24 protein-coding genes are annotated in these 24,128 nt (G+C 75.2%); 11 read left to right on the top strand and 13 right to left on the bottom strand.

What is annotated here, in order from left to right:
• The first annotated feature begins 64 nt into the window (after positions 1–64).
• The 4 genes from ACJ9NR_RS03805 (at position 65) to ACJ9NR_RS03790 (ending at position 4,528) form a co-directional block, all read left to right on the top strand.
• Positions 65–940, top strand: coding sequence for a hypothetical protein (locus ACJ9NR_RS03805; RefSeq protein WP_412489774.1), 876 nt, complete (start codon positions 65–67; stop codon positions 938–940).
• A 104-nt stretch (positions 941–1,044) separates the two neighbouring features.
• The gene (locus ACJ9NR_RS03800) at positions 1,045–1,413 is read left to right on the top strand and encodes a hypothetical protein (RefSeq protein WP_412489775.1); all 369 of its coding nucleotides are present in this window, start codon (positions 1,045–1,047) and stop codon (positions 1,411–1,413) included.
• Positions 1,414–1,920: 507 nt separating this feature from the next.
• Entirely contained in the window at positions 1,921–3,936 is a 2,016-nt protein-coding gene (locus ACJ9NR_RS03795; RefSeq protein WP_412489776.1) for an oxidoreductase, read from the top strand.
• Positions 3,937–3,976: 40 nt separating this feature from the next.
• Positions 3,977–4,528, top strand: coding sequence for a PadR family transcriptional regulator (locus tag ACJ9NR_RS03790; protein ID WP_412489777.1), 552 nt, complete (start codon positions 3,977–3,979; stop codon positions 4,526–4,528).
• A gap of 11 nt (positions 4,529–4,539) precedes the next feature.
• Here the strand turns inward: ACJ9NR_RS03790 and ACJ9NR_RS03785 are convergent, their stop codons facing one another.
• Positions 4,540–5,112 (bottom strand): hypothetical protein, encoded by a 573-nt coding sequence (locus tag ACJ9NR_RS03785; RefSeq protein ID WP_412489778.1) that lies wholly within the window; start codon positions 5,110–5,112, stop codon positions 4,540–4,542.
• A gap of 743 nt (positions 5,113–5,855) precedes the next feature.
• On the opposite strand from ACJ9NR_RS03785, the gene ACJ9NR_RS03780 reads away from it, so the two are divergent.
• A complete protein-coding gene (locus ACJ9NR_RS03780) occupies positions 5,856–6,551 on the top strand; it encodes a glycoside hydrolase family 75 protein (RefSeq protein ID WP_412489779.1) in 696 nt (231 codons plus the stop codon).
• A gap of 116 nt (positions 6,552–6,667) precedes the next feature.
• Here ACJ9NR_RS03780 and ACJ9NR_RS03775 read toward each other — a convergent pair whose 3' ends face one another.
• From ACJ9NR_RS03775 to ACJ9NR_RS03760, 4 genes are all read right to left on the bottom strand, one after another.
• Positions 6,668–7,078 carry a PTS-dependent dihydroxyacetone kinase phosphotransferase subunit DhaM gene (locus tag ACJ9NR_RS03775; protein ID WP_412489780.1) on the bottom strand — a complete coding sequence of 137 codons (411 nt, stop codon included), beginning with the start codon at positions 7,076–7,078 and terminating at the stop codon, positions 6,668–6,670.
• Entirely contained in the window at positions 7,071–7,673 is a 603-nt protein-coding gene (gene dhaL / locus ACJ9NR_RS03770; protein WP_412489781.1) for a dihydroxyacetone kinase subunit DhaL, read from the bottom strand. Before dhaL ends, ACJ9NR_RS03775 begins: the two co-directional genes overlap by 8 nt.
• 46 nt (positions 7,674–7,719) lie before the next feature.
• Positions 7,720–8,712: a dihydroxyacetone kinase subunit DhaK gene (gene dhaK / locus ACJ9NR_RS03765; protein ID WP_412489782.1), complete on the bottom strand. Its 993-nt coding sequence runs from the start codon at positions 8,710–8,712 to the stop codon at positions 7,720–7,722.
• A 174-nt stretch (positions 8,713–8,886) separates the two neighbouring features.
• Positions 8,887–9,459: an Rv1733c family protein gene (locus ACJ9NR_RS03760; RefSeq protein WP_412489783.1), complete on the bottom strand. Its 573-nt coding sequence runs from the start codon at positions 9,457–9,459 to the stop codon at positions 8,887–8,889.
• A 294-nt stretch (positions 9,460–9,753) separates the two neighbouring features.
• Here ACJ9NR_RS03760 and ACJ9NR_RS03755 point away from each other — a divergent pair, with 294 nt between their 5' ends.
• The gene (locus ACJ9NR_RS03755; protein WP_412489784.1) at positions 9,754–10,755 is read left to right on the top strand and encodes an Acg family FMN-binding oxidoreductase; all 1,002 of its coding nucleotides are present in this window, start codon (positions 9,754–9,756) and stop codon (positions 10,753–10,755) included.
• A 142-nt stretch (positions 10,756–10,897) separates the two neighbouring features.
• Here ACJ9NR_RS03755 and ACJ9NR_RS03750 read toward each other — a convergent pair whose 3' ends face one another.
• Complete coding sequence (locus ACJ9NR_RS03750) at positions 10,898–11,296, bottom strand: STAS domain-containing protein (RefSeq protein ID WP_412489785.1); 399 nt, start codon at positions 11,294–11,296, stop codon at positions 10,898–10,900.
• Positions 11,297–11,538: 242 nt separating this feature from the next.
• On the opposite strand from ACJ9NR_RS03750, the gene ACJ9NR_RS03745 reads away from it, so the two are divergent.
• From ACJ9NR_RS03745 to ACJ9NR_RS03725, 5 genes are all read left to right on the top strand, one after another.
• A complete protein-coding gene (locus ACJ9NR_RS03745; protein WP_412489786.1) occupies positions 11,539–12,369 on the top strand; it encodes a universal stress protein in 831 nt (276 codons plus the stop codon).
• Positions 12,370–12,510: 141 nt separating this feature from the next.
• Positions 12,511–13,137 (top strand): hypothetical protein, encoded by a 627-nt coding sequence (locus ACJ9NR_RS03740; protein WP_412489787.1) that lies wholly within the window; start codon positions 12,511–12,513, stop codon positions 13,135–13,137.
• 249 nt (positions 13,138–13,386) lie between these two features.
• Complete coding sequence (locus tag ACJ9NR_RS03735) at positions 13,387–14,061, top strand: helix-turn-helix domain-containing protein (protein WP_412489788.1); 675 nt, start codon at positions 13,387–13,389, stop codon at positions 14,059–14,061.
• A 114-nt stretch (positions 14,062–14,175) separates the two neighbouring features.
• Entirely contained in the window at positions 14,176–14,616 is a 441-nt protein-coding gene (locus tag ACJ9NR_RS03730) for a pyridoxamine 5'-phosphate oxidase family protein (RefSeq protein WP_412489789.1), read from the top strand.
• A gap of 228 nt (positions 14,617–14,844) precedes the next feature.
• A complete protein-coding gene (locus tag ACJ9NR_RS03725; protein WP_412489790.1) occupies positions 14,845–15,939 on the top strand; it encodes a universal stress protein in 1,095 nt (364 codons plus the stop codon).
• 51 nt (positions 15,940–15,990) lie between these two features.
• Here the strand turns inward: ACJ9NR_RS03725 and ACJ9NR_RS03720 are convergent, their stop codons facing one another.
• The 7 genes from ACJ9NR_RS03720 to ACJ9NR_RS03690 all read right to left on the bottom strand — a co-directional run bounded on the left by ACJ9NR_RS03720 (position 15,991) and on the right by ACJ9NR_RS03690 (position 23,593).
• Positions 15,991–17,022, bottom strand: coding sequence for an Acg family FMN-binding oxidoreductase (locus tag ACJ9NR_RS03720; protein ID WP_412489791.1), 1,032 nt, complete (start codon positions 17,020–17,022; stop codon positions 15,991–15,993).
• Positions 17,015–17,917, bottom strand: a complete 903-nt coding sequence (locus ACJ9NR_RS03715) for a universal stress protein (RefSeq protein ID WP_412489792.1) — start codon at positions 17,915–17,917, stop codon at positions 17,015–17,017. Before ACJ9NR_RS03715 ends, ACJ9NR_RS03720 begins: the two co-directional genes overlap by 8 nt.
• Positions 17,918–18,060: 143 nt before the next feature.
• The gene (locus tag ACJ9NR_RS03710; protein ID WP_412489793.1) at positions 18,061–19,656 is read right to left on the bottom strand and encodes an ABC transporter permease; all 1,596 of its coding nucleotides are present in this window, start codon (positions 19,654–19,656) and stop codon (positions 18,061–18,063) included.
• The gene (locus ACJ9NR_RS03705; RefSeq protein WP_412489794.1) at positions 19,653–20,648 is read right to left on the bottom strand and encodes an ABC transporter ATP-binding protein; all 996 of its coding nucleotides are present in this window, start codon (positions 20,646–20,648) and stop codon (positions 19,653–19,655) included. Before ACJ9NR_RS03705 ends, ACJ9NR_RS03710 begins: the two co-directional genes overlap by 4 nt.
• Positions 20,645–21,160 carry a nitroreductase/quinone reductase family protein gene (locus ACJ9NR_RS03700; RefSeq protein WP_412489795.1) on the bottom strand — a complete coding sequence of 172 codons (516 nt, stop codon included), beginning with the start codon at positions 21,158–21,160 and terminating at the stop codon, positions 20,645–20,647. The genes ACJ9NR_RS03705 and ACJ9NR_RS03700 overlap by 4 nt, the downstream gene beginning before the upstream one ends.
• A gap of 812 nt (positions 21,161–21,972) precedes the next feature.
• Positions 21,973–22,347 carry a hypothetical protein gene (locus ACJ9NR_RS03695; RefSeq protein WP_412489796.1) on the bottom strand — a complete coding sequence of 125 codons (375 nt, stop codon included), beginning with the start codon at positions 22,345–22,347 and terminating at the stop codon, positions 21,973–21,975.
• A 31-nt stretch (positions 22,348–22,378) separates the two neighbouring features.
• Positions 22,379–23,593, bottom strand: a complete 1,215-nt coding sequence (locus tag ACJ9NR_RS03690; RefSeq protein ID WP_412489797.1) for a globin domain-containing protein — start codon at positions 23,591–23,593, stop codon at positions 22,379–22,381.
• Positions 23,594–24,128: the final 535 nt, after the last annotated feature.

The following is a 24,128-nucleotide window of genomic DNA, read 5'->3' as shown; positions in this document are numbered from 1 at the left end:
TGACCACCTGGCCGGGCCAGACTGTCCGCCGAGCCGGCCCCACCCCCTACGAAGGAGTCCGCCCATGCCCCTGCGCGCCCGGCAACGTTGTCATGCCGCCGTGACCGCGGTGCTCGCCCTCGCGACCGCCGCCGTGCTGTCCGCCGCCCCGCCCGCGTCGGCCGCCGGCACCTGGAACGAGGTGGGCTCCGACCGCGCCGACCCGCTGACCGAGAGCCAGGGACTCGCCTCCGTCGAGGTGCCCGCCGGCAGCCCCAACCACTACACCGGCATCGGCACCATCCCCATCGGCGTGCGCAGCCGGGGCTGGAACCACGTCGGTGACCCCGACGCCTCCTACGACGGCCACGTCGTCGAGCCGTACCAGGCCGACTCGGGCGACGCGAAGATGTACCGCGTCCAGGCGCCCGACGGCGGCTGGTCGGAGTACGTGCACAAGCTCGCCCCGGGCGAGGCGCTCAACAACTCCTGGGTCGCGATCTCGCCGGACGGGCAGTGGATGCTGTCGGGGGAGTACGGCACGATGAGCCGCTTCCTGGTCTTCCCGACGCCGGGCGTCAACGCCGCCACCTCGCCCTCGGCCGACCTCCCGCAGGTCTCGACGGTCCACCTCGACCACGCCGTACGGGATGTGCAGGGCTGCGACTTCTCCGGCCCCACGACCCTGCTGTGCTCCTCCGACGACCCGGACGGCTCGCTGTTCGGCCTGACCAAGCCGCTGCTCCAGGTCGGCCTGTCGGCCGCGCCGAACGGCACCTCGGACGTCTCCGGCCACGTCACGGCCCTGCGGCAGCTGCCGTTGCGCAGCGCCTGCTCCGGCTCCTTCGAGGCGGAGGGCATCGACTACGACCGCCGCAGCGGCACCCTGCGCGTGATCGTCGTGTCGCCCGGGTTCTGTGTGCTGACGGACAGCAGGACCTACCGCTTCACACAGGGCTGAGGCGCGCGCTGGTCGGGTCCGGACAGGGGTGCTTTTCTGGGGGTGTGGCGTGGTTCGCGGGGAACTCGCGGCGCCGCGCCACCCCCGCGAGAGGAGCGATCACGATGGACCGTGTGCGAGCGCACGAGGAGCCCGTATCCCTCGAGATCAGTGGATGCAGCAAGGAGGACGCCCGGATCGTCTTCGACGCGCTGTGCACCTGCTTCGAGTCCGACCGGGCTCCCGGTGAGGTGCCGAAGCAGCTCCACGAGACCCGCCCGATGGTCTGGCTCGGCACCTTCGAGGTCACCGACGCCCACGACTGTCCCCCGCCCGCTCCGCTGTCCTCCTCCGTGGAGGTGGACGCCCAGGGCGGCTACTGGGCGATCGAACGCCTGCGCTCCACGCTCGATCCGCTCTTCACCGTCCGCGATCTCGCCTCGGCCTCCGGCGACCAGGAGCGCGAACTCCACGTGCGTCTCGAGAGCCGGTGACGCCGTAGGGCGCGCCCGGGTTCAGGCCGGCGGACCGGGCACCGCCCGCCGGCCCCGTTGACCACCGGCAGGACCTCCGGGCGGGCGCGCCCGTCCGGGCCGTGCAACCCCTCACGGCGTACGCCGGAGCCCGCCGTGGCCGGGGTGCCCTCCGCCGCGAGCGGGCCGCCGCTGCCCGGCGCCCCCGCGGTCCTGGCCCGGACCGTCGGACCATCCGCACCCGCCGCACCCGCCGCACCCGCCGCGGCCGGCAGCGACCGGGCGGACGGCGGTCGCCGAGCCAGTGCTCGAGGCAGCTCAGGGCAGGCTCGCAGTCGTCCGTCCCGGACCGGCTCGGGCGGCGGATCGGCTGCCGGGCGAGGGCGACCACCTCGGCGCCTTCGGGGCTCACGGGGCCTCGGCGCGCCGGGGTGGCCCGGATCACCCCTCCCCGCTTATGCAACTAGTTGCAAAACCTCTCCGGAGCCTCTAGAACAGTGGGCACGACACCGCGCACGGAGGGGCCCGATGAGCCGTTACCCGCACCTGCTGAGCCCGCTGGACCTGGGCTTCACCACGCTGCCCAACCGCGTCCTCATGGGCTCCATGCACGTGGGCCTGGAGGAGGCGGAACGCGGCTTCGAGCGCATGGCGGCCTTCTACGCCGCCCGGGCGCGCGGGGGAGTGGGCCTGATCGTCACCGGTGGCATCGCCCCCAACGACGAGGGCCGCCCGTACGAGGGCGGCGCCCGGCTCACCACCGAAGCGGAGGCCGAGCAGCACCGCGAGATCACCGGGGCCGTGCACCGCGAGGGCGGCCGGATCGCGATGCAGATCCTGCACTTCGGGCGCTACGCCTACCACCGGGACCTGGTCGCCCCGAGCCCGCTGCAGGCCCCGATCAGCCCCTTCCCGCCCCGCGAGCTCACCGACGCCGACGTCGAGCGCACCATCGACGACTACGCCCGCGCCGCCCGCCTGGCCCGGCAGGCCGGCTACGACGGCGTCGAGATCATGGGTTCCGAGGGCTACCTCATCAACGAGTTCACCGCCGCGGGCACCAACCACCGCACCGACCGGTGGGGCGGCTCCTACGACAACCGCATGCGCTTCCCGGTCGAGATCGTCCGGCGCGTGCGCGAGGCCGTCGGCGAGGACTTCATCGTCATCTACCGCCTGTCCATGCTGGACCTGGTCCCGGGCGGCTCCACGCTGGACGAGGTGATCACCCTCGCCAGGGCCGTCGAGGCCGCCGGGGCGACGATCATCAACACCGGCATCGGCTGGCACGAGGCCCGCATCCCCACCATCGCCACCTCCGTGCCGCGCGGCGCCTACACCTGGGTCACCGAGAAGCTCATGGGCGAGGTGTCCCTCCCGCTGGTGACCACCAACCGCATCAACACCCCCGAGTTGGCCGAGGAGTTGCTCGCCACGGGCCGCGCGGACATGGTCTCCATGGCCCGCCCGATGCTCGCCGACCCCGACTTCGTCGCCAAGGCCGCGGCGGGCACGCCGGAGGCCATCAACACCTGCATCGGCTGCAACCAGGCCTGCCTCGACCACACCTTCAGCGGGAAGATCACCTCCTGCCTGGTCAACCCGCGCGCCTGCCACGAGACCGAACTCGTCCTCGCCCCGACCCGGACGAGGAAGCGCGTCGCCGTCGTCGGCGCCGGACCGGCCGGACTCGCCTGCGCCGTGTCGGCGGCCGAGCGCGGCCACGCGGTCACGCTCTACGACGCCGCGAGCGAGGTCGGCGGCCAGCTCAACGTCGCCCGCAAGGTGCCGGGCAAGCAGGAGTTCGACGAGACCCTGCGCTACTTCCGCCACCGGCTCGGCGCCCACGGCGTGGACGTGCGCCTCGACACCCGGGTCGGCTCCGGTGACCTGGCGGGCTACGACGAGGTCGTCGTCGCCACCGGAGTCACCCCGCGCACCCCCGACATCCCCGGCGTCGACCACCCGAGCGTCGTCGGCTACCTCGACGTGCTGCGCGACGAGGTGCACGTCGGCGACCGCGTCGCGATCCTCGGCGCGGGCGGCATCGGCTTCGACGTCGCCGAGTACCTGACCGACGGCGGGGACAAGGCGAGCGAGGACCCGGAGACCTACTTCCGTCGGTGGGGCGTCGACATGGACTACCGCCGCCCCGGCGGGCTCGGCGCCCCCGAGCGTCCCGTCCCGCCCCGCACCGTCCACCTGCTCCAGCGCAAGCCCACCAAGGTCGGCGCGGGTCTCGGCAGGACCACCGGCTGGATCCACCGCACCGAGCTCAGGCACCGCGGCGTCACCATGGTCCCGGGCGTGCGCTACGACCGCATCGACGACGCCGGGCTGCACCTCACCGTCGGTGAGGAGAGCACCGTCCTGCCCGTCGACACCATTGTGCTGTGCACCGGACAGGAGCCGCGCCGCGACCTGTACGAGGAACTGCTCGCGGCCGGCCGCAGCGTGCACCTGATCGGCGGCGCGGACGTGGCCGCCGAGCTCGACGCCAAGCGGGCCGTCAAGCAGGGCACGGAGCTGGCCGCGGCCCTCTAGGGGCCTCCAAGGGCCATCGGGCCGTCCTTAGGATGACTCCATGTCACTCCCGCACGCGATCCTGACCGCCCTGCTGGAAAAGCCGTCCTCCGGGCTGGAGCTGACCCGCCGGTTCGACAGGTCCATCGGTTACTTCTGGTCGGCGACGCATCAGCAGATCTATCGCGAGCTGGGAAGACTGGAGGCCGAGGGGCACATCCGGGCACTGCCGTCGAAGCAGCCCGCCCGCGGGCAGAAGAAGAGCTACGAGGTGCTGCCCGCGGGCCGCGCCGAACTGGCCCGCTGGACCGCCGCCTCCCAGGACCCCAAGCCGCACCGCGACCCGCTGCTGCTGCGGCTGCGCGCGGCGGCCGTGGTGGGCACGTTCGGGCTCGAGGCCGACCTGCGCCGCCATCTGGAGCTGCACAGACGCCAGTTGGCCGAGTACGAGGAGATCGAGCGGCGCGACTTCCCGCCCGGCAGGGACACCGCGCACGACCGGCTCCAGCACCTCGTGCTGCGCGCCGGGATCGACCTGGAGACCTTCTGGACGCGGTGGCTCACGCACGCCCTGGAGGAGTTCGCCGAGCTGCCCCGCCCCGGGACGGCCTGAGCGCGAGGCCGTCACAGGCGGTGCGGCCTGGCGCGCTTGCGCAGGTACCACCCCGTGGCGATGACGCCCGTGCCCACCAGGGCCGCGCCGACCCCGAGCGTGACCGGCCCGTAGTCCTTGATCGCGCCGCCCAGGCCGCCCGCCACGCCGAGCGAGGGCGTGGGCGTGGGCGAGGCCGAATGCCTGGCCGTCGCCGAGATGCTGGGCTTGGAAGCGGGGGAGACGACGATCGACTGGGTGCCCGCGGTGCTGTTGGTGGCCGAGCACTGGACGATCACGGTGTACGTGCCGGGGCTCACGTTCGACCAGGCCGCCGACTGCAGGGCGGTGGTGCCCGACAGCGACACCTGACGCCCCTGGGCGAAGCTCGACTGGGTGCTGGTGAGCAGGGAGGCGGTGCCCCAGCTGCCGCTGCTGCTGGTCCGGGAGCACTGGGTGGTCGTCACCGACACCGTGGACCCGCTGGAGCTCACCGAGATGCCCGAGCCCTGCGCCACGGCCGGAGTGGCGGCCAGGGCGAGCGGCAGCGCGGCGGCCGCTGCGGCGGTCAGGGCCGAGCGGGCGAGTGGCTGGGAGTTGCGCATGGGTCTGCCCTCCGACGGCACGGTTGGCGGTACATCCCTTGCGCCGCCGGGGGTCGGGAAACGCCCGTGCTGTCTCAGGGGCAGCCAACGTCCCCGCGGCAGGTCCCGCACGCGCACCGCCCCCGGGCAGGTGACGGATTCCTTCGTCCGGCCCATGCCACGGTCCCGTCAGGGCCGGCCGCCCCGGCCGTCCCCGTCCGCCGCGCCGACCGGCCGCCCCGGGCGCCGTTCGGGCAGCCGGGCCCGGATCCGCTCGCGGTGGTCTCACGCCCGCCTTGCAGTCGGCGGGGGAGGAGCGCGAGGCTCTCGCGCGGTGCGCTCCCGCCGTACACCCGGGAGCCGGCCGCCCGAGGGCCGAGGCGGATCCGGCCGGTGGGGGCCGTGCCGCCGCCGCCGGCGGGAGCGGCGGCGCCGCGCTCGTGTCGGCGGGTGTGTTGGTGGCCGGCCGGAGGAGTTACGTATGCTGAACCACCTCACGGCTGAACTCTCCATGAGGGCTGGTGAGTTGTGCCGGTGGCGCGGACCGCTGTCGTCGCTGTTCCCGCGCCCGACGCGGGTGGCCGGGTGGCCGGAGCCGACGCAGGTTCGGGTGCCCGGCCCCCGCCGCTCGTCCGCACGCGCCACGCCGTGCGTCGCCTGAAGCCCGTGTGCCGGTCCGGCCCGCCTACGGTGGCCGCATCATCGCATCGGCACAAAACGGGCATATAGGCCGTCAGTGCTCCTTCAGGAAAGGGCTCTTCATCGTGCGTGTCCAGTCGCTGACCCTGGCCGTGGCCGGCGTCGCCCTGCTCGCCCCCTCGATGGCGGCCGTCGCCGAACCCCGTGTCCCGGTGGAGCTGACCGCCCGGCGCGAGGGCGACGTCCGCGCCGCCGACCTGCTGGCCAGGGTGCGTGAGTGCACCCGGATCTCGCACGGGCGCTTCCGCAGCGACCACGGCAAGCGGGCGAGCGTCGCGGTCTGCGGCACCCGGCACGCCGTCTTCTGGAAGGCCGACATGGACATCGACTGCGACGGACAGCCCGGACCGCACTGCAACCGCCGCAGCGATCCGCTGTTCTCGGCCTCCACCGCCTACCGGCAGTCCGACGGACGGTCGCTGAACGCCGAACGCCTCCCGTACGTCGTCGTGCCGGCCGCCGGCTCCGCCTGGGACCCCGCCGACGACGGCGTCCGCGGCGGTTCCGTCGCCGCCGTCGTCTACCGCGGCCGGGTGCAGTACGCGGTGGTGGGCGACATCGGCCCGCGCGGCCTCATCGGTGAGGCGTCCTACGCCACCGCCCGGGCCCTGGGCATCGACCCGGACCCGCGCCGCGGCGGCGTGTCCTCGGGCGTGACCTACATCGTCTTCAAGAACTCGCAGGCCAGGCCGATCGAGAGCCATGCCGCCGCCGTCGCGGCGGGGCGGCGGCTGGCACGACGCTTCGTCCAGGGCGAGTAGCCTCCCGGCGGCAGCCGGGAGGCGCCGTGATCGCGGGGGCACTCCGGATGACCGGCCGCCGCCCACCCGTCGCCGGCCGGACGGAGCACACCGTCGGCGTTCCCGCCGGGTGCTCGTCAGACCTTCCGGTAGGTGTACGCCTCCGCGGCCGCCGCCTCCACCGCGGCGAGGTCCGCGCCCGCCGCCGCGGTGACCACCGCGGCCACCGCCCCTTCCACGAACGGGGCGTCCACCAGCCGGGTGTTGCCGGGAAGCTCGTCGCCCTCGGCGAGCAGCGCCTTCACCGTGAGCACGGCGCTGCCGAGATCGGTGAGCACGGCGACCCCGGCGCCCCGGTCGACGGAGGCGGCCGCGGCGGCGATCAGCTCCGAGCTGGTGCCGAGGCCGCCGCCCTCGGTGCCGCCCGCCGGGGCGACGGGCACCGAGACCCCGCCGCCCGCGAGCCCCTTGGCCAGCTCGGCCACGGACGCGGCCACCTCGGCGCTGTGCGACACCAGCACGATCCCGACCTGCTTGTCGTCACTCACCGTCGGCCTCCGCGAGAGCGGCGACGAGCAGCGACGACGAGGTGGCGCCCGGATCCTGGTGACCGATGCTGCGCTCGCCGAGATAGCTGGCACGGCCCTTGCGGGCCAGCATCGGCGTCGTCGCGAGCGCGCCCTCCTCCGCGGCGGCCCGGGCCGCCGCGAAGTCCCCGTCACCGAGCGCCTCCACGGCCGGCACCAGGGCGTCGATCATGGTCTTGTCGCCCGGCGCGGCCCCGCCGAGCGTCATGACCGCGTCCACCCCGGCCCGCAGTGCCTCGGTGAGCTGCGCCTCGCCGACCTCGGAGGCGTCCCCGAGCGCCTTGCCCGTGCGGCGCAGCAGCGTGCCGTACAGCGGCCCCGACGCGCCGCCGACGGTCGAGATCAGCTGCCGCCCGGCGAGCACCAGGACCGCCCCGGGCGTCTGCGGCGCCTCCTTCTCCAGCGCCGCCGCCACGGCCCGGAACCCGCGCTGCAGATTGCTGCCGTGGTCGGCGTCCCCGATGGGCGAGTCGAGAGCGGTGAGGCGTTCCGCCTCGCGGTCCACGGACGCGGTGGTCGCCGTCATCCAACGGCGGAAGAAATCGGCGTCGAGCACTGGATCTCCTTGCGTGGTAGGTACGTTGACACCCCGGCCCGCCGGTCTACATGCCCCAGCGCAGCCCCGGCGTCCTCACCGGCGCGTCCCACAGGCGCAGCAGGTCCTCGTCGACCTGGCACAGGGTGACGGAGGCGCCGGCCATGTCGAGCGAGGTGACGTAGTTGCCCACCAGCGTGCGGGCGACGGCGACGCCGCGCGCGGCGAGCACCCGCTGCACCTCGGCGTTGAAGCCGTACAGCTCCAGCAGCGGCGTCGCGCCCATGCCGTTGACCAGGACGAGGACGGGGTTGCGCGGGGGCATGTCCTCGACGATCGCGTCCACCGCGAACGCGGCGATCTCCCCCGAGGTCATCATCGCCCGCCGTTCCCGGCCGGGCTCCCCGTGGATGCCGACGCCCAGCTCCAGCTCGCCGGCCGGCAGGTCGAAGGTGGGCGTGCCCTTGGCCGGCGTGGTGCAGGCGCTGAGCGCCACGCCGAAGCTGCGGGAGTTCTCGTTGACCTGCCGGGCGATCGCCTCCACGCGCTCCAGCGGCTGCCCCTCCTCCGCCGCCGCGCCCGCGATCTTCTCCACGAACAGCGTCGCCCCGGTGCCCCGGCGCCCGGCGGTGTAGAGGCTGTCGGTGACCGCCACGTCGTCGTTGACGAGCACCTTGGCGACCTGGACGCCCTCGTCCTCGGCGAGCTCGGCGGCCATGTCGAAGTTGAGCACGTCACCGGTGTAGTTCTTCACGATGAACAGCACGCCCGCACCGCTGTCCACGGCGGCCGCGGCGCGCACCATCTGGTCCGGGACCGGCGAGGTGAACACCTCGCCCGGGCAGGCACCCGTCAGCATCCCGGGGCCCACGAATCCGCCGTGCAGCGGCTCGTGCCCCGAGCCGCCGCCCGAGACCAGGGCGACCTTTCCGGCCACGGGGGCGTCCCGCCGCACGATCACCCGGTTCTCCACGTCCACGGCCAGTTCCGGATGGGCGGCCGCCATGCCGCGCAGCGCGTCCGCGACCACGGTTTCCGGAACATTGATCAACATCTTCACGGGATCCTCCTGGTGAGACGCGTTCGATCTGGCATCCGTACAGCCACATTCGGCAGTATCGGTGCTTCTGCGCCGCTGGTCACGTGTACGGCGGATCCGGGCGTGCTGCCGGGCGGCGCGGCGCGCGGTGACGGCCTCTTCCGTCACCGCGCGCCTGCGGCACCCCGGCCGCGGTCAGCCGGTCTTGTGTCCCCACTTCGGGCCGACCATGGCCCATTCCCTGCCCCACCGGCGGGCGCGCCGCCGGTCGAGCCGCAGCCGGGCCAGGCCGCCGGCGCCGAGCACCAGACCGGTCACGCCGAGCGCGGCGCCGGTCCCCAGCACGGCCGCTTCCACGTCCCCGGCCGACCGGCTCGGCGGCCGGGTGGCCAGCTCACCGCGCGCATCGGTGTAGACCACGACGTGCGATCCCGCCTTCAGCCCGGTGTCGACCAGGGTGTTCCCGGTCCGGCTGGAGCCGTCCGGAAGGGTCCAGCGGACCTCGGCCAGGGCCCGGTAGTAGTTCTTGGCTCCGGACTGCGTCGTGTCCGAGACGAGGACGGCCGCCACGGGTACGCGCTCGGCGCGCTGCTGTGCGAAGACGTCGTCGGCGGCGTGCGCGGTGACCACACCGGCGAGCGTCCCGCCCACGGCGATGATCGCCCACACGGCCAGCACGAGCCAGGCCTCGAGAACGTCCTCGCGACGGCGCAGCGGGTTCGACCGCCACCGCCACAGCCACTTCGTCGTTCGCCTGCCTGCAGGCATCGCTCTGCACCTCCTCGTCGTCTCGATGAGCCCAACGTGACAGTCCGCAGCGCGGCGCGGGATGGGCCGGACAGGGGAGAAGGCGGGGCCGACCGGGACCGGGTCGGCGGCGGGGATGGGCCGTTCAGCCCCCGGCGGACCGGGGAAGCCGGCGCTCTCCCGCCGCCGTGGCCGCCGGCAGAGACCTGTAGGGCCACCGAGGAGGGACCATCGGCCTCTGACCCGAACGCCGCCGCGAGTCCACCCTCGAAGCACACCAGCTGCTGTCCGGAGACCGTACGGGAGGAGGCCAGCATGCGATCCGCGCCTCTCGACGCCGAGACCCTGGAAGCCTGCGTCGCCGCGGCCGTGGCCGCGCCCTCGTTCTTCAACACCCAGCCGTGGCGTTTCCGGCTGGACCCCGGCAACGTCGCCTTCGAGGTGCGTGCGGATCCGGAGCGCAGCCTGCGCCACGCGGATCCGGTGGGCCGCGCCCTGCACCTGTCGGTGGGCGCCTCCGTGTTCAACCTGCGGGTCGCCGTCTCCCACTTCGGCTGGGTCCCGGTGGTACGGCTGCTTCCGCGCCCCGAGGAGCCCGGTCTGCTCGCGACCGTGCGGCTGACGGGCAGCACCGGACGGCACAACGGGGAGCACCGCGACGACCTGTACGGGGCGATCTGGCGCCGGCACAGCAGCCGTCTGCCCTTCTCCGAGCGGCCGGTACCGTCGCAGGCGCGCGCCGAGCTGGCCGAGTCCGCCCACCGGGAGGGCGCCTCGCTGAGCTTCGTCGAGGCGGCCGAGACGGCGCGGCTGCTCCGGGTGACCGCGGAGGCCGAGCACCGCAACCGCCTCGACGCCGCCCGCGGCACGGAGAGCCGCCGCTGGGTGCACCGGGACCCGGACGATCCGCACGACACGGGTCTGCCGCGGGCCGCACTCGGCCCGCAGGACGCCAGGGAGGGCCTTCCCATGCGGGACTTCACCGCCGCACGGCACCCCGAACGGCTGTCGTCCCAGGACTTCGAGACCGCCCCGCTCATCGCCCTGCTGAAGACGGTGCACGACCGGCGCACGGACTGGCTGCGGGCGGGGGAGGCCCTCGAACACGTGCTGCTGGTGGCCACGGCCCTCGGCCTGCGCGCCTCCCTGCTGCACCAGCCGATGGAGTGGCCCGACCTGCGCCGCAGCCTGAGCCCGGACCCGGACCTCACCGGCCACGCCCAGATGCTGATCCGTTTCGGCTACGGCCCGGAGGGCCCCGCGACCCCGCGGCGCACCGCGCACGCCGTGCTCGACACCGATCCGCGGCACCGGTAGCGGTAGGTACGGTCGGCGCACCCGCGTGCCTGTGTGTCCGCCAGAGCGGCCGCCGCAGGCCGAAACGCCGCGGCGGTCGCGCTACCCCGGCGCAGGCGTGCCGCGCCGGCGGCCCGGGGCCGCGCGGCGCGGACGGCCCGGGTCAGCCCGCCGCGGCGGAGACGGGGACGTCCTCCTGCCGGAGTGAGCCGAACAGCGCCGTGGGCAGGTCCGGGTGGATCTCGAAGACGCCTGCCAGACGCACGGCGCGCAGGAGGCGCAGGAAGCCGCCGTCGCGGGTGACCAGCCGGAGCCGGCCCCGCCGGGCCAGCACCCGGTTCCTCGTCCGGCACAGCAGCCGCAGCCCGCTGCAGTCGATGAAGGCCACGGGGCGCAGGTCCAGCACCACGTCCGGGCGCCCGAGCGCGGTCAGGGTGTCGAGGCGCGCCGAGAGCGGCGCGGCCGTGAGCAGGTCGATCTCGCCGCGGACCTCCACCACGGTCGTGCCGCCGACGACGCGTTCCGTGTGGCAGGGCGCGAGCCCGGTGTGGTGTGTGTCCATGTGCAGAGCAAAGCCGTGCGCCAGGACGCGGCGGAAGGGCCGGTCGGCCCTGTGGGCGAGGCCGCCGGGACCGATCGGCCCTGTGCCCGCCGTGCCACACGGCGGGCAGGGCCGCTCGCGGGCCGGGAAGGGACCGATGGCCCCCTTCCCCGCGCGGCCGCCGGCCGGAATCTGAGAGGTGGGCCCGTGCCGGGCCGCTCGGTGCGGAGGGGCCGTACGGAGACAGAGAAGGGAATCCCGCCATGACATCCCAGCACGTGGCCGTCGGAGTGGACGGCTCGCTGACCGCCGTACGCGCCCTGGACTGGGCGGCGCAGGAGGCGGTGCACCGCGGCGCCGGCCTGCACATCGTCCACGCCGTCGCCGACCTGGACGAGGCGGGACCCGTCCTCGCGTCGGCCGTCTCACGCATCGAAGAGCACCATCCGCTGCTGCCCGTGACCGCGGAGCCGGTCGTGGGCGGTGCGGTGGAGGTGCTGCTCCGCGCGAGCGAGGACGCGGTCCTCACCGTCGTCGGCAACCGCGGACTCGGCGGGATCACCGGAGCGCTGTTCGGTTCCGTGAGCGTCCGTCTGGCCGCGCACGCGCACGGACCCGTGCTGGTGGTGCGCGGCGACCACCGCTGCGACGAGGGCCGCGAGGTGCTGCTGGGCCTGGGCGGCGACGCCGACGCCGACGCGGCGGCCTACGCCTTCGAGGAGGCGGAGCGGCGCGGCGTCCCACTGCGCGTCCTGCACGCCTGGTCCCACCGCCACGTCGGTCCCGAACTGCCGTCGGTGATCCCCGCGACGAGTCCCGGACAGCGTGAACTCGCCCGGCGGGACGCCGCGGAGGAGGCCGTGGCGCGCTTCAGCATGGCCGAGCTGCGGCAGAAACACCCCGGTGTCGGCGTCGAGTCGCACACGGTACGGGCGGCGGCCGGGCACGTCCTGCTGGAGGCCACCCGTGACGCCGGTCTCGTCGTCGTCGGTGTCCACCGGCACGCGGACCGGCACGTCACGCGGCCGGGTTCGGTCGTCCACACCCTGCTGCACCGTTCGCACTGCCCCGTGGCCATCGTGCCGACCGGCTGAACGGGCCCGTGCGGCAAGGACGTTCGGCCCTGCACCACGGGCCGCGCAGCCCCTCCGGCATCCGCTGCCGGAGCGGGACATTGAAGGCGCAACAACAGACGTCAACCACCCGAGCGTCACCCCGAGAGAGGGATGAGCACCATGGCAGTCCACGAACACCCGCACCGGAACGTCCGGTTCCACCTCCCGTCCATGCGCCGGTCCGCGACGGCCGCGCGCCCGGCCGGCGAGACGAGCACCGTCGTCCTGACGGCGACCGCCGCGCATGTCCTCGCCGGGCTCCGTGTGCTGATCGGGTTCGTCTTCCTGTGGGCCTTCCTGGACAAGACCTTCGGCTTCGGCTACGCCACGGCGTCCGGCAAGGGCTGGATCGACGGCGGGTCGCCGACCAAGGGCTTCCTCAGTTCGGTCGCCGCCGGCCCGATGGAGTCCACGTTCCACGACTGGGCCGGGGCCGGCTGGGCGGACTGGCTGTTCATGCTCGGCCTGCTGGGCATCGGCCTCGCCTTCGTCACGGGCGTCGGCCTGCGGCTCGGGGCCGTCGCCGGCACCGCCCTGATGGCGCTGATGTGGATGGCCGAATGGCCGCCCGCCAAGCACCTGTCCGACGGGTCGCCGAGCATGTCGACCAACCCGTTCGCCGACTACCACCTCATCTACGCCGTCGCTCTCATCGCCCTCGCGGCCGCGGGCGCCGGCGCCACCTGGGGCCTGGGCAAGGTCTGGGCGCGGCTGCCCTTCGTCAGCCGCAACCGCTGGCTGCTCTGACCCGACGGTCGCCGGCCGTGCAACGGTTCCCGACCGTCCCGCACCGGGGCACCGCCGCAGCACCGCGGCGGTGCCCCGGCCTGTGTGTGACCGCGGCCGGGAGCGCAGGACGCGGTTCCGGTTCCGGCCGGCGGTGGAGTGGGGGCCGACCGGCTCAAGCGCACACCGCCCGAACCGGGACAAGCTGAAAACGAGGGGTGATCCCGGCCCCGGGCGCACACCCGGTCGGACGAGAGGAAGTGAGGGGCCATGACGGAGCAGGCACCGTCCCGAGCGGTGGAAGAGCACGCGCTGGGCGACCTCGGCCGCCGTCTCGCGGCACGGCGCACCGAACTCGGGCTGACCAGGGCGGAGACGGCCGCCCGGGCCCACATGGCGCCCGGCTACCTCCAGTACCTCGAGGAGTATCCCGGCGCCGCACCCGGCTCCGGTGTCCTGCTGAGGCTGGCCGAAGTCCTCAAGACCACGGTGCGGGACCTCACCGGCGGCGACACCGATCTGCCGCACGGGCTGGGACGGCCCGCCCGCGGCGCCCGGCTGGTCGAGCTGAGCGTCCCGGAGTGCCGTGCCCTGCTCGGCACGCGCGGGGTGGGCCGCATCGCGGTGCCCACCGCCTCCGGACCCGTCGTCGTGCCCGTCAACTACAGCCTCGTCGACGGCGCGATCGTCTTCCGCACCGAGCCCGGCAGCACACCCGCCCAGGCCTCCGGCTGCCAGGTCGCCTTCGAGGTCGACCGCATCGACGACGCGTTCAGCAGGGGCTGGAGCGTGCTGGTGCGCGGCCACGCCCGGACCGTGACGGACCCCGGCGAGACACGCGCGCTGGCCGAGCGTGCCCGCGGCGCTCCCTGGGCCGGCGGACCGCGCGACACCTGGGTGCGCGTCGATCCGACGGTGATCACCGGTCGCCGTATCACGGTGTGAGGCGGGACGTTCTCCGACCCGGCCGGGACCGATGGTCCCTCACCGCCGGCCCCCGTCCCGCGGAGGATTGAGGGAACGCTCCGGCGCCGCATCCACGTAAGAGACGGACTGGCCATGTATCCGAACGACGGTTTCCGCGAACTCGACCGGCAGGAGTGCCTGCGCCTTCTGGCGAAGGTCCCGGTCGGCCGCATCGTCCACACCCGCCAGGCCCTGCCGGCGGTGCTGCCCGTCAACTTCGGTGTCGACATCGACGGCGCGGTCGTGCTGCGGACGTCGACGGCCTCGGAGCTGGCCCGCGCGGTCGACGGTGTGGTGGTCGCCTTCGAGGCCGACGAGATCGACGCGGCCACCCACTCCGGCTGGAGCGTCGTCGTCACCGGGCCGGCCGAGGTGGTGACCGACCGCGGCGAGCACGAGCGCCTGACGCGGACCGGACCGCGTTCCTGGGTGCCGTCGCCCATGGAGGTGTTCGTGCGCATCGAGCCCGAACTGGTCACCGGCCGCGAACTGGTGGGCGGGCGCAGCCTGTACGGGGTGAACCTGTCGACCTGAGCCCACGGGCCCCCGTTCCGGACGGCAGGGCGGCGGCAGGCAGCGGGCGCCCGGGTCCCGGTGACCCCGGAAGAAGGCCGCCCGGCCCCGACCGGCGCCGGACGCCACGAGAGAACTCTTCGCGACAGCACCCGCGACCGCGTGCCGGGGAGAGAGCGCCGGTCCCGTCCTCGGGACGGAACGGACGGCTCCCGCGCGGACGGCGCGCCGAGACGTACGGAGCGGACGATGGTGAAAGCCGCACGCGCACCGGTCGTGGTCGGCGTCGAGCCCGGCCCGGCCCACCGCCCGGTCCTCGCCTGGGGCGCCGACGAGGCGGACAGGCGCCGGGTGCCCCTGCACCTGGTGCACGCCGAGGGCAGACCCGCCGACGGGGGCACGCCCCGTCACCTCTACCGGGGCGGGTGCACCCAGGAGCGGCGCGACCTGGCGGAACGCGCCCTGCTCGACGCGGTCGCCTTCGTCGCCGACCGCCACCCGCGGCTGGAGGTCTCCACGCTGCTCGCCGCGGACGACCCCGTGCCGCTCCTGCGCAGGCACGCACGCACCGCCGCGGCCGTGGTGCTCGGCCCGCACCGGCTGAGCACGCTGGAAGGAGTGTTCACCCCGGCGTCCGTCACGCTGCCGGTGATCGCCCGCGCCGGCTGCCCCGTGGTGGTCGTGCGCGCCCCCGGGCAGGCGTCCGCCCGGCCGGCGCACTTCGTCGTCGGGGTGGACGTCGGCGTGGACGGCCGCAGCCACTCCGTGGCCGCACTCGATCACGCCTTCGCCGCAGCGGCCCTGCACCGCGTGGCGTTGCGGGTGCTGTACGTCTGGCACCCGCCCCTGCTCGGCGTCCTGGACGAGCACGCCGCCCTGCGCGAGTGCCGCACTCTCCTGCGGGAGCTGGTGGACGGCCGCCGGCCCGCCCACCCGGACGTGGACGTGCGTCACGAAGTGCTCCGCGGCCGGCCGGCGCGGGTCCTGGCCCGGGAGTCCGCGCACGCGCTCGGGCTCGTCGTGGGCATCCGCGGCAACGGCGGCCCCACCGGCATACTGCTCGGCTCGGTCGTGCGGGACGTGCTCGCCCGCGCCCGCTGCCCGGTCGTGGCCGTCCCCCGGTGCGCCGGGCAGCCGCCTCCGTACGGCCGTCTGCACGTCGGCCGTACGGCTCGCCGTGCGCAGCGCGCCGCGGGCCGCCGCGCCCGGCGGCTCACCGCCGTCACCCGTGCCGGGGCGGGGATGGCCCACAGGGGCCGCCGGGCCTGGATCCGGCACGGCGGACCGGTGCGCAGGGGGCTGGCGCCGCGGCGGTGGCGCCGGCGGGCGGGCCTGCGATGGTGAGTAGGCCGCCCGGGCCCGGCCCGGCGCGCCCCCGCGGGAAGGCGGGCGCCGTCACCCCGCCGTGAGGACCGCCTCCACCGGCCGCCGCGGGGTCGCGCGGTCGCGGGCGCAATGGCCGAGCCGCAGGATCATCTGCGGGAACTCGCCGCGCGTGATCGCCGTGCGCACCTGCTCACGCAGCCAGGGCACTTCGAGGGGCTGGGTGTGGAAGGCCGCCGCGGTCCAGCGCACGGTCGCGTGCAGCAGGACGCGCTGCAAAGCCAGCCCGGCGCGCAGCCAGTCCTCCGGTGTGTCGCCCGGGGTGGTCAGCACGACGACCAGTCCCGCGCCGGGAGACCGGCGGACCGGTTCGGCGGGCACCGCGCGGCACAGACCGGTGAAGTCACGGCCGGTCAGACCCGTGCCGTCCGGACGGCCGGCGCAGGAGCCGACGGGGACGCCGTCCGGACGGCCGTCCCGGCCGGGCCGACTCCAGTGGGCCAGTTCGGCGCGGTACCCGGGGTCGTGGCGGTGGGCGGCCTCGGCGGTGCGGACCAGTTCCCCGAGATGGCGGAGCGCGTGCGGGGCCCGCACCGTGTACAGCTCGGCACCCTCGGCCCGTGCGTGCTCGCGCAGTTCCGCGGTCAGCGGCGGCGGCAGCGGGGAGGGGCGGAAGGCGCCGCGGTGCGTGTGCCGTTGCCACAGCGCCCGGTACATCAGGTTCACGTCGGCGGCCGGCCGGGCGTACGCGCCCCAGCCGACCCGCGCGAGCCGAGCCGGGTCGCACGGATCGGGGAGCAGCCGGACGACGGGCCGGTGGCCCAGGCGGCGCATGGCCAGACGGACGTTCAACAGGGCCGCCCCACAGCTGATGAGCTGCTCGCGCCCGTCGGCGTCGCAGAGCGGGAGCCGGCGCCCGCCGTCCGCGTACAGGTCCAGCCCGTCCTCGCCGTGGCTGAACAGCCAGGGCTGGGTGTTGTGGACCGAGGGCGCGGTGACGGCCGCGCGGACCAGGTGGCCGGCCGCGTGGTCGACCCGGGGGAGCGCCGCGTCCATGGCGGACCGCCGTTCGCCGTCGCCTTCTCCTCGCGCGGGCTCAGTCATGCGGCACGACGGCGACGGGGCAGCGCGCGTGGTGGATCACGGTGCGGGTGACCGGTCCGGTGTGCGGGCCGATGTGGCTCTCGCGGGCACGGCGGCCGACGACGAGCAGTCCGGCACCCGAGCCGGCGCGGACCAGGTGGGTTCCGGCGCCGCCCTTGACGACGGTCTCCACGACGTCGACGTCCGGGTACTTGTCGCGCCAGTTGTGCAGCACCATGGTCAGCAGGCCGCGCCATTCCTCCTCGGGGGCCGGGCCCTCGCCGACGGCCGGCTCACCGGGACCGAGCGCGACGGAGTCCGTGTCGCTCCAGGCGTGCAGGGCGTGCAGCCGCGCACCGCGCGACCGGGCCGCCTCGAAGGCGAAGTCGATCACGTCGTCGCACGCCGCGCCCAGGTCGATGCCCACGACGACGTCACGGTACGGCGTGCGGAGCGAGGAGTTGCCGTCCTCGTCCGGCAGGTGCTCGTCCTCGGCCCGCTCCCCGGCCTCGACCAGGACGACCGGCCCCGGCGCACGCGCGGCCAGCGTCTGAGCCACCGATCCGATGAGGAACCCGGTGAAGCCGCTCAGTCCGCGCGAGCCGACGACCAGCAGCTCGGCCCGCCGCGCGGCGTTCGACAGGGCCGTGACGGCCAGGTCCTCGACCTGTTCGTCGGTGATCCACATGTCGGGGCAGAAGCGTGCGATGCGGTCCTTGGCCCGGCGCAGGACACCCTGGCCCACATGACGCCGCACCACGCCCGCCGCCTGCGAGGACGCCCGCTCGGGGCTCCACTCGCTGGCGTGCACCAGATGCAGGGGGAGATCGCGGCGCACCGCCTCCCGTGCCGCCCACTCGGCGGCGGCCAGGCTCTCGGGGGATCCGTCGACCCCGACGACGATCGGTCGTGACATGGCGGCCACCTCCGTAATCCGCGCACTCGGCCGTCGCGGCCCAGTTCCCATGCTCGTGCGGAGACCGGCCGCGCCGGAGGGGCCGGCGGTCCCGTCCTCAGGTCCTTACGGCCCCTGCGCGGCGGGCGCCCTCGCCGGTGGGGCTATCCGACGTCCCGGTGGCGGAAGCCCGCCAGGCCGGCCGCGAGCAGGGCGGCGGCGATCGCCGTGACGGCGGCAGGTGCGCCGAACGCCGCCCGGGCGGCCGGAAGTTGGGGAAGATGCTGGAACGGGGAGAGGTCGAGCAGCCAGTCCGGCAGGCCGAGGACGTCACCGAGCACGCCGGTGACCAGGCACAGACCCAGGACGGCCCACGCCGCGCCCACGGCGCGCGGCGCCAGCCCGGTCAGGGCGGTCGCCACCGCGGCGAGGGTCCACAGGGCGGGCGCGTAGACCAGGGCGGCACCGACCAGGCGGGGGACCTGCCCGGCGTCGTGGCTGACGAGCGCGTAGCTGAGGCCGGTGCCCAGGCCCGCCGCGCCGAGCACCACCACGCTGCCGAGGACCGCGACGGTGAGGTGGCCGCCGGCCCAGCGGAGCCGCGAGACGGGGGCGGCCAGGACGGGTTCGGCGCGCAGCGCGCTCTCCTCGCCCCGCGGGCGCAGGGCGGCCTGGACGGCGAAGCCCGCGCCGACCAGGGCGACGGTCAGCAGGGAGCGGGTGAGATAGGCGTCGGTGATGCTCGTCTCGCCGAAACCGGCGATCACCTTGCGCATGGTGTCGTTGTCGCCGATGAGGTCCTGCACGTCGTCCGCGACCCAGCCGTAGGCGATCCCGGTGAGGAACACGGCGCAGCTCCAGCCGATCAGGCTGCCGCGCTGCAGGCGCAGGGCGAGCCCGAGGGGCCGGCCGAGGCGCGGCGCCGCCCGCGGCGGACCCGGGCGCGGCGGCACGAGGCCGGCGCCGAGGTCGCGCCGGGCCGCGAGGGCGGAGGCGAGGGCGAGGGCGCCGGCCACGCCACCGGCCGCCAGGAGCAGCGGCCACCAGCGTTCGCCGGCGTAGGGGCGCGTCTTCTGCACCCAGCCGATGGGGGAGAGCCAGGACAGCCTGCCGTCGCCGACGTCCCCGACGGCGCGCAGCACGAACGTGAGGCCCAGCACGGCGCCCGTGCCGCCGTGCACCACCCGTGTGTTCTCGCTGACCTGGGCGGCCACGGTGGTGAACGCGGCGAAGACCAGTCCGACGGCGAGGAAGGACAGCCCGAGGGCGACCGAGCCCGCCGCCGGCAGGCGCAGCGCGAGCAGACCGAGCGTCACCGCGGCGGCGACCACGACGTTCATGGCGCCGACCACGAGGAGCGCGGCGGCGACCGACGCGTGCCGCCCGGTCGGCAGGGCACGCACCAGCTCGGCGCGGCCGGCCTCCTCCTCGCCGCGGGTCTGCCGCCCGACCGTGAAGACGCTCATCAGGGCGACCACGACGAGCCCGACCGTGCCGGTCTGGAAGGCGACCTGCCCGCCCATGGTGTCGAGCGCGAGGGGCGGCCCGTTGAAGGCGATGGCCGCGGCGTTGCCCTCGCTGCCCCGGGCCGCCACGTCGAGGTCGTGCTGCGTGGGGTAGAGCCCCTTGACGCCGGCGGCGGTCAGCAGCACCAGCAGCGGGATGCCCACGATCCACAGGGCGATGCGGACCCGCTCGCGGCGCACCAGGAACCGGGTGAGGGTGACGGTCCCGGTCAGCTCCACCGCCCTGCCGCTCATGGCCGCCCGCCGTGGTGTCCGGCCGCGCCCAGGTGACCGTCCGACATCCTCCGCTCCCCGGCCAGTTCGTCGCCGTAGTGGCGCAGGAACAGCTCCTCCAGGGTGGGCGGCCGGCTGGTGAGGGTGCGGATGCCGAAGCCGGTGAGGTGGCGTACGGCCTCGTCGAGGTGGTCGGTGTCGACGTCGAAGCGGGCGCGGTCGCCCTCCGTGCGCAGACCGTGCACACCGGGGAGGGCGCCGAGACCGGTCGCCGGGCGGGCGGTGTGCACGTCGACGGAGGTACGGGTCAGATGGCGCAGCTCGGCCAGGGTGCCGCTCTCCACGGTGCGCCCGGCCCGGATGATGTCGACCCGGTCGCACAGGGCCTCCACCTCGGCCAGGATGTGGCTGGACAGCAGCACGGTGCGGCCCTCTGCCTTGACCTCGCGGATGCAGTCCTGGAAGACGGTCTCCATCAGCGGGTCGAGGCCGGAGGTCGGCTCGTCGAGGACCAGCAGCTCGGCGCGGGAGGCCAGGGCGGCGACCAGACCGACCTTCTGCCGGTTGCCCTTGGAGTAGGTGCGGGCCTTCTTGGCCGGATCGAGTTCGAACCGCTGGAGCAGCTCGTCCCGGCGGGCGGCGTCGAGGTCGCCGCGCAGCCGCCCGAAGACGTCGATGATCTCGCCGCCGGTCAGCTTCGGCCACAGGCTCACGTCGCCCGGCACGTAGGCCAGCCTGCGGTGCAGGGCGACCGCGTCCCGCCAGGGATCACCGCCGAGCAGGACGGCCTCGCCGGCGTCGGGCCGCAGCAGGCCCAGCAGCACCCGGATGGTGGTGGTCTTGCCCGCGCCGTTGGGCCCGAGGAAGCCGTGCACCTCCCCGGTGGCCACGGTCAGGTCGAGGCCGTCCAGGGCCCGGGTCGCGCCGAACGTCTTCACCAGGCCGCAGACGCGGACCGCGGCGTCCTGCCCGCCCGGGGCGGGGGCCGCGGCGGCGGTGGACGGGGAGGTCACGTCCGGCTCCCGTCCTGCGGCAGCGGCCGGTCGGGCAGCACGCGGAACACGGGGACGTGCTCGGCGATCCGCTCGAACTCCTCCAGGGGAGCGTGCCGGTCCACGCGCAGGTGCGGCCGGGCTCCCGGGGCCAGCGCGAGATAACGGCGCAGCACGGGCGCGCGGTCGCCGACGCCGACCTCCTCCAGGCGTACGGCCTCGCGCCGGCCGTGCCGCAGCACCGCGTGTCCGCCGGCCGCGCGGACGTTGCGCACCCAGTTCGCGTCCGGGCCGAGCATCGCCACCAGGTAGCGCTCGCCCTCGTGGTCGGCGACCACCAGCGGCAGCGAGACACGGCGTCCGGTACGGCGCCCGGTCACCTCCAGCGTGACCAGGCGCCGCGGTCCCAGTCCGGCCGAGGCCGCGAGCACGGTCTGCCGGTTCATGACGCGGGCCAGCCGGTTGGGCCGCCCCCGGCGGTACATCCACCGGTCGAACCGGTGCAGTAGGCGTGCCGATCCGTCACGTCCCATCTCTCACACCCGCCTCGGCATGCGATCGGGCCCCGGGCGGCCGCTGTCGCCGTCCACCCGTGGCGACATCCTGATCCACGCCTGCGCCGAGCCGGTGAACACCCCGCGCGGGCAGGGCGGTTCGCCCGCTCGGCCCAGGCTCACCTTCCAGCATCGACGCACGCGGCCGTGTCCCGCAGGGGCCGAACGGCTCTGTCCCGGTGCCATTGGGCCGGCGACACGCCGGGCCGACCGTCCTTTGCCCCGGGCCCGGCCGTCGCCGCGGACGAACGGGAGCGGGGCGGCGCGTTCGGGCCGTCGACGAGAACGAGGGGCACCGGATCCGTGCAGGCCACCGTCCGGCAGGGCGTGACCGATGCCGGCCCTGGGCACCTTCGGATCCAGGCGCCGTGATCGTCGGCCGAAGCACCGGACGCGACACGACACGGTGCGACAGGACACGGTGCGACAGGACATGGCGCGGCCCGGTGCCGTCCGGGCCGCGCCGTTCGCCGCGCTCGTCCCGCGGCGCACGCCGTCGCTCCCACGACCAGGGCCGGGTCCGCGGCGGCGAGGGCGATCGCCTCGTCCCGGCCGCCGCAGAACCGGCCGCTCCGGAAGCCCGGCCGCCTCGGATCCCGGCCGCTTCCGAAGCCGGGTCGCCACCGGAGCCAGGTCGCCACCGGAGCCGGGTCGGCCCGCGGAACCAGCCCGGCCGGCGGGCCGTCGGTCACCCGCGGGGCCCGGACGACCGGGTCGGCGCGGCGGGAGGGCGCGCACACGGCGGGGCCCGGCCGGTGGGTGTCACCGACCGGGCCCGGCCCCGACCAGGGCTACGCGGAGCGCTGAGCGCCACCCCGCCAGGGCGGTGCGGTCGTGCGGTGACCGTCGTCCCAGGCGTGGGCGGCCCGGTCGAGCCGGCGGCGCAGCCGGGCCTGGAGCTGGTCGACGACCTCGCGGCCGCTGGCCTCCTCGGCGTTGACGGTCACCGGCCGGCCGCCGATGTGCAGGTCGGCCGAGGCCGCCCAGGGCAGGTCGGCGTGGGCGGCCGCCCGCACGATGCGCACCTCGCCCGTGACGGCGGGCAGCCCGGACCGCCCGATGACGGCGTCGATCTTCGTGCGCGCGTAGGCGAGGGTCGCCTCGTCCACCGCGCCGTCGCGGCGCAGCCGCACCGCGGGCGTGGCCTGGGTGTTGTCGCTGGTCATGGTGACCCCTTTCGGAAAGGTGCGTCGGCGGTCAGGCGGCGGTGCCCGGCAGCCACAGATCGGGCCCGAAGACCTCGTAGCGGATGCGCCGGGCGGGCACCCCCGCGCCGAGCAGCTGTGCGCGGACGTCGCGCATGAAGGGCAGCGGGCCGCACAGGAACACCGTCGCCCCGTCGGGGAGTGCGACACCGCAGAGGTCCATCCGGCCCTCGTGCGCGGCGGGTTCCTCCGGACCGGGGCGCTCGTACCAGAACTCCGCGTCGGCACCCGGGAGTTGCTCGACGAGCTCACGCGTCTCGGCGCGCAGCGCGTGCTCGGCGGGGGAGTCGTCGGCGTGCAGGACCAGCACCCGGCGGGGCGAGGCGTTGGCCTCGAGGTGGGCCAGGATGCCCGTCATGGGGGTGCAGCCGATGCCCGCCGAGATCAGCACCAGCGGCCCGGCGGCGCCGCCCCGGTCGTCGAGGAAGACGTCACCGAAGGGCGCGGAGAGCGTCAGCCGGTCGCCCTCGTGGACCTGGCTGTGCAGCAGGTTGGAGACCTCGCCGTGTGGTGCGGCGGCCGTGCCGGTCACCCGCTTCACGGTGATGCGCCGCAGCTCCCTGCCCGGGTCCGAGGACAGGCTGTACTGGCGCAGCTGGTGCACCCCGTCGGGCATGCGGACCCGCACGCTCACGTACTGGCCCGCCCGCGCCCGCGGTGCCGGCCGGCCGTCGGCCGGGCGGAGCAGGAAGGACACCACGTCCGGGGTCTCCGCGCGCCGTTCCACGACCGTCCACCGCCGCCAGCCCTGCCCCGGTTCGACGCCCGCCTCGTGGTAGAGGCGCGCCTCCCGGCCGATCAGCGCACCGGCCATCAGCCAGTACACCTCGTCCCAGGCCGCGGCCACCTCCGGGGTGACGGCGTCGCCGAGCGTCTCGGCGATCGCGGCGAACAGGTACTTGTGCACGACGGTGTACTGGTCGTCGGTGACGCCGACCGCCGCGTGCTTGTGGGCTATGCGGTCCAGCAGGGCGTCGGGCCGGGTGTCCGGATGGTCCAGCAGCGCGGTCGCGAACCCGGCGATCGAGCCGGCCAGGGCGCGCCGTTGCTCCCCGCTGGCCTGGTTGCCGCGGTTGAACATGCCGTCCAGGAGCTCCGGACGGTCCCGGAACATCGCCCCGTAGAAGCGGGTCGTGATCTCGTCGAGCGCTCCGGCCACCGCGGGCAGGGTGGCGCGGACCACGGTGGCGGACTCTGCGGACAGCATGGGGCCTCCCGGGCCGGGGAATCGGGGATGCGAACCGCGTCGGCTGCGCGGCGACCTTCTGTCTAGCAGGGGCGCGACCATGGTTCGGCGCCCTTTCCGGGCCGTGGCCCCACCTGGGGACCTACGGCCCAACGACTCGGGCACATCGGCCCAACGGCCCTGCCGCGGCCCGGGGCCCTACGGCACTTCCGCGCTTCCCGCCCGGCCCTGGCCGGGCCCGGGGGACGGCCGGCCGGCCGCACGGGGAGCGCGGTCGGGACGGGGGGCGTGCCCGTGCGGAACGGACCGCCCGGGCACGCGGCCGACGACCCACGTACGGCCACGGCCCTTCGCGGGGCCGTCCCCCTGGGCGGGGCGCCGTGTCCGGTAGGGACGGGGGGAGCCCCTCGGATGCCGTGCGCGGCGTCCCCGCCTGATTCAAGGTTCACTCCGTGGCCGTCCGCCCGGCAGGGGTGACCGGACCCGACTGCGGGCCGTTCGGTCCTTGCGCACGGGGCGCGTGTGCCGCCCGCAGCTGAAGCGACGTCATGGGCTG

Origin of the sequence: Streptomyces sediminimaris (genome assembly GCF_047049295.1) — a bacterium.
Classification (GTDB): Bacteria; Actinomycetota; Actinomycetes; order Streptomycetales; family Streptomycetaceae; genus Streptomyces; species Streptomyces sediminimaris.
This window is presented reverse-complemented; position numbering and strand designations above follow the sequence as displayed.